Source organism: Paenibacillus sp. P4_E11, assembly GCF_056401635.1.
On sequence record NZ_JBFUIX010000419.1, the window covers coordinates 1 to 1,691 of the forward strand.

The following is a 1,691-nucleotide window of genomic DNA, read 5'->3' on the forward strand; positions in this document are numbered from 1 at the left end:
GGTTATGGTCTACCATAGGTATCCTCCTATCTTTAGTGCCGCGAAGTTTCTCAATATTCACGAATGTTCATAACTCTGCTCGTTTATTCCACGCTGTTTTTACAGTAATTTCCGCATCCACTTGGGCATCATATGTGATAGTTGTTATAGACGCCAAACAGTTATTGCAATGTACCGTTGCTTCAAATCCCTTGCGTACTTGAAATGATTCAATTACCGCTTTTCCTCCACAAAATGGACAGGATTTCAATCTCACTATGTCATCCATCAACAGTAAACCCCAACCAATACGCCGTAACAGTACGAGTCGCATGTGTTGTACTGCATCTGGTATGCGCTTTTCGGATGCAGTTTCCCGCCGCACCTCATGCACCGGGTTATGTCCTCGCCCGTCAAGTTGTAATTCTTCTTGGCTTCCTTTTTCCACTTTCGGATTTTCATGAGAACACCGCCTATTCATAGTTTTGCTAGATTTTGATCTTGCCGCAGGCCCGCGTCCCGACCGAATTACCCAGTGAAACGGGGGCCGTACCCGGGGGTCCACCCCGTAGGGGCTAAGATACTGATTTATGTTCCTCTTGTCTGAGTCCGACCCAGATGTCTTCAACCGTCTTCTTGGTAAGCGCTAGAACGTCATGGACAGGCAGTTTGTCAGTCTCTAGCAGGCCAAGAATAGCGRCTTGCAGCAACTTATGGTTATCGATATTCATTTCGATTCCTCCAAGTGTCGTTTATACCGGATACCCTCCGGTGTTTGATCCAAGAAATAGTGACAAGCGATACACGAATCCAGGAGGTCCGCTGCCGTTGTACGATGGTTCAAGCGCTTCCGTGAGGTGATATGTGCCTTATGGATGGCGGGAGCGCCTTTGCAACGCTCCCTCACTTCACAGAATCCACCACTACGGGCTTTAACTTGGTCCCGAACCCTCTGGGTTATCGCGCCTTTCTGTGCTTGTGTGAGCTTAATACGGACGCTGTGGAGCTGCTTCTTTTTGCTATAGTCGCGTACTGGCTGATTCGCTAAATTGATCATGATGCTTTGTGTTCGTCTAGCAGAGCGATTAATTTGTTTACATCCGACTTTCTCACTTCCTCAAACTTGCCAACCCGATAACCTAAGTGGTCGCTGATTCGATCAAAGCTGCCTTTTAGCAATGATTGACTATGTTTTGCGTAAAGCATCTTTCGTTGATTATCAGTAATACCATCGCCAGAAGCCGCTTGTTGACCTGTTGGCTCGTTATTTGTTGTAGGTGTACTCATGGGTTGAGTGGACTGATTCGGCTTGTTAGGCTCTCTGTGGTTGCGCTCGTCAACACTCTCGTCACCTTCTGGATCGTCACCAGTCGGAATCATGAAGGCTTTCATCAGAGCATATTTCTGGCAACCGCTGATTGCTTTGAATATGGCCTTGTCACCAACGTCCTGCCCTTCACCGCTCATGGGAACAACTAAGCTTTCTCCGGTTTCGGCATCCATGAAATTAAATTCCATGTCCACGCGGTAGATGTACTCCGTATTGCCGCTCTTGGTGGTCGTATTCCTCAACTCTTTGTTGACCACACCGGGCATCATAATCACATTCCGCTTCGAGAGCTCGTCCCGTACTTTCTCGTTTACATCCGCTTCTGTTGCATATTTGTAGTTGTGGAATTTATTGTGGCCGCGCTTCTGGATGTACTGGACTT

3 protein-coding genes are annotated in these 1,691 nt (G+C 47.5%); all 3 read right to left on the minus strand.

Going from position 1 to position 1,691, the window contains the following annotated elements:
* Positions 1-67: 67 nt before the first annotated feature.
* Positions 68-427 (minus strand): Lar family restriction alleviation protein, encoded by a 360-nt coding sequence (locus tag AC1DWB_RS34675; RefSeq protein ID WP_477545614.1) that lies wholly within the window; start codon positions 425-427, stop codon positions 68-70.
* Positions 428-554: 127 nt separating this feature from the next.
* Positions 555-710, minus strand: a complete 156-nt coding sequence (locus AC1DWB_RS34680; protein ID WP_477545615.1) for a hypothetical protein — start codon at positions 708-710, stop codon at positions 555-557.
* Positions 711-1,032: 322 nt separating this feature from the next.
* Positions 1,033-1,691, minus strand: a 659-nt coding sequence (locus AC1DWB_RS34685) for an ERF family protein (protein ID WP_477545616.1), incomplete at its 5' end; no start/stop codon positions are given.